Origin of the sequence: Paenibacillus foliorum (assembly GCF_013141765.1) — a bacterium.
GTDB classification, from domain to species: Bacteria; Bacillota; Bacilli; order Paenibacillales; family NBRC-103111; genus Paenibacillus_S; species Paenibacillus_S foliorum.
In genome coordinates this window covers 1-2,822 of sequence record NZ_WHOD01000006.1, presented here as the reverse complement: position 1 = coordinate 2,822, position 2,822 = coordinate 1, and the positions used below count along the sequence as shown (strand labels likewise).

General features: G+C 44.2%; 2 protein-coding genes. One reads left to right on the top strand and one right to left on the bottom strand.

Features of this window, described 5'->3' with window-relative positions; all coding sequences use genetic code 11:
- Positions 1-208: 208 nt before the first annotated feature.
- The gene (locus tag GC093_RS01860) at positions 209-529 is read right to left on the bottom strand and encodes a transposase (protein WP_171650154.1); all 321 of its coding nucleotides are present in this window, start codon (positions 527-529) and stop codon (positions 209-211) included.
- Positions 530-927: 398 nt separating this feature from the next.
- On the opposite strand from GC093_RS01860, the gene GC093_RS01855 reads away from it, so the two are divergent.
- Positions 928-2,433, top strand: a complete 1,506-nt coding sequence (locus tag GC093_RS01855) for a phospholipase D-like domain-containing protein (RefSeq protein ID WP_171650153.1) — start codon at positions 928-930, stop codon at positions 2,431-2,433.
- Positions 2,434-2,822 lie beyond the last annotated feature (389 nt).

Genomic DNA, 2,822 nt, shown 5'->3' with positions numbered 1-2,822 from the left:
CGGATAGCCTTATTATTATTGCGATAGAATTATCTAGATAGGTGTACGTTAGCGAAAAAGTTACAAAGTCTGCCTGGATTAATTCGCAGTGGCAATCGACTACTTCAGGACGTCACGCACGGAAAGCGGCGAGCGGTTGAGCAGTTTGGTGAGCAGCACAAAGCTGATGCGATGTCCCTGTGCAATATACTTCTGGGCAATCTCTATTTTATCCGCAAGTGCGGGTTCGTTTTTTTAGTAGGTCTTTGAGAATGTCCCTCTCTAAGGCTTGCTCAGCATAGAGCTTCTTCAGTTTTTCATTTTCTTTCATAAGCTCTGCATAATCATCGGCAGTGGGGACAAACTTCTGATGCTTCATGCTTGTCCCATCCAGTTGATCAAGATCCTTACGATTCAGTTCTCTGGCCCATCGGAGAGCCATCTTCGGATCAAGCTCATGTTGCCTTGCTACAGCGGTCATGTTGCCAATCTCTTTCCCTTTGGCGACCACCATTTTCTTGAAATTAAGGTCATACTGTTTCTTCTTCATTTTCGTTCCCCTCCGCCCAATATTATTGTATCGGAGTAAGGGGTGTACTGTCCAAGTTTAAATAGGGGCTAAAAAGGTAAGCAAACAGAAGACCAGATGAATACATTGATAATGTCAATCGTCATCGTTACATCCAAATTCTCAAACACCTCTTTGCCGGATTAGAGGTGTTCTTTTTTGTTCGAATAAAAAGAGAAGGCATTATGCTGCGTGTGATCATATGAGGCGAATATAATAATTCCATAATTCCATTATCCTTTCGTAAACAAGTGAATCTCATTAAAAGGTATGGACCGCATCTTGAATTGAGACCTGTCTACAAACTGAAGGCTACTTCTTGTATATTTCTGGAACTGATTGCACATTCTGATACAGTAAACTAAGGAGGGATTTATTTCATGTGGGTTCTTTGGTTGTACCTATTAAACACAGTTTTTATGTTAATCGTAGCTCTAATTGAGGCTCGCAGACCGGCTAAGGCTTTAAACTGGCTTACCATTTGCCTTATTCTGCCCATTATTGGTTTTGTGCTCTATCTCATCACATCGAATCCCATACAAATTCAACGTGAAAGACTGACTTCACCGCACAATGAATCGGACAAGCTGCTTGGTTCATTTAAGCGCTCGGCTTCGGTCATTGCTCATGCTTTGCGCAACCTATCTGTTCAGGGACTTCGGGTTTGTCAGGTTCAGGTGCTTACGAATGGAATTGAAACCTATGAGAATCTTATACGATCCATACAAAACGCCCAAAAGTCAATTGATTTGGAATATTATATTTTTCGGAATGATAATATTGGCAGTCGAATTACGGAACTACTGATAGAACGGGCGGAGTCAGGTGTAAAGGTTCGTTTTCTCAGAGACGGCTGGGGGAGCCGTAAATTTCCCCGGAGACAATTGAATAGGATGCTAGATGCAGGCATTGATTGCCGGGCCATATTTCCATTGCGTTCCCCATGGATATTTGCCAATTTGACTTACCGGGATCATTGTAAAATCGTCATTATCGATGGCAAGGAGGCTTTTACAGGCGGTATTAATGTCGGAGATGAGTATACAGGATCGAAGCCGAACATTGGGTTTTGGCGTGATACTCATATACGAATCGTAGGTGAGTCCTCAGCTGATTTACATACTATTTTCCAAGTCCATTGGAATATTTCCGTGGCGGAACAGACGAACCAACAAGTCAAAAAAATGCGAAAACCCGCTCATCGTACACGACCCATATCACAAACTATTGCTTCCCCTGGGGGGTCAGCTCTTTTAACGCAAGAATGGGCTTCTGAGCTGGGGACAAAAGGTACCGACGAAGTCACTCTCGCAGATAAACATGCGTTACATCATGCGTACGTACAGACATTTGAAGGCAATCCTGGAATCCCTACTCCGATCATCAGGGAAGTCTATTTCAATTGCCTAACCCAAGCAGTTCAAAGCATTGATATCTCAACCCCTTACTTTGTGCCCGACGCGGATATCATCATAGCGATAAAAACAGCAGTGGCACGCGGTGTTCGTGTAAGGCTATTGGTTCCTCGCCAAGTTGAACTCTCAACCATGATCGTGGGCGCAGCAAGCCGCACCTATTACGGTGATTTGTTGGAAGCTGGTGTTCATATCTATCAGTACAACAAAGGTATGCTGCATGCAAAGGTGATGATCATCGATGGGGAGGTTGCTACTGTGGGCTCCGCCAACTTTGATATGAGAAGTATGCGCCTGAATTACGAGGTTTGTGAAGTTATTTACAGTTCCGACGTGGCAAGAAAACTTGCAGAGCAATTCGAGCAAGATCTCACTGACTCCATACCCTTGCGTATGGAAGATGTGCTGCAGCGGTCCCCTGTACAACGCATTCTAGATCAAGGAGCCCGCCTGCTAGCACCACTTTTATAATGGCGTTCGGGCTCCATGTAGCCAAATCCGGCCTTGGATATTTAATTATCTCCAGTTCCGAACCTTTTCGCGGCTCTAGAGTGGGTGCGTTCGATTTCGGCCTCACGATTACGGGGGGCGGCATTAGTTATAGATGTGTTGATATCACACGGTTTTTCAATTGAAAAATCCTTCAGACTCGTAAAATAAGTATTAGACTGACTCCAAAAAAATAGCGGCAGCCATGGACGTGATATGCTCCCCTTACAGCAACAGGTTTTATTATTTCACCTGTCTACCTAAGGGGAGTATATCACATGACGATCGGCTGCCTTTTCCTCGCTAAACATTCCTGTTAGGGCTAAGAAATAGCCTTTGTCAAAAAAGGAGCGCCTCGGTATGATGGGTTT

Coding starts and splice junctions, on each gene's coding strand:
- GC093_RS01860 (WP_171650154.1), bottom strand. CDS start 529: ATGAAGAAGAAACAGTATGACCTTAATTTCAAGAAAATGGTGGTCGCC.
- GC093_RS01855 (WP_171650153.1), top strand. CDS start 928: ATGTGGGTTCTTTGGTTGTACCTATTAAACACAGTTTTTATGTTAATC.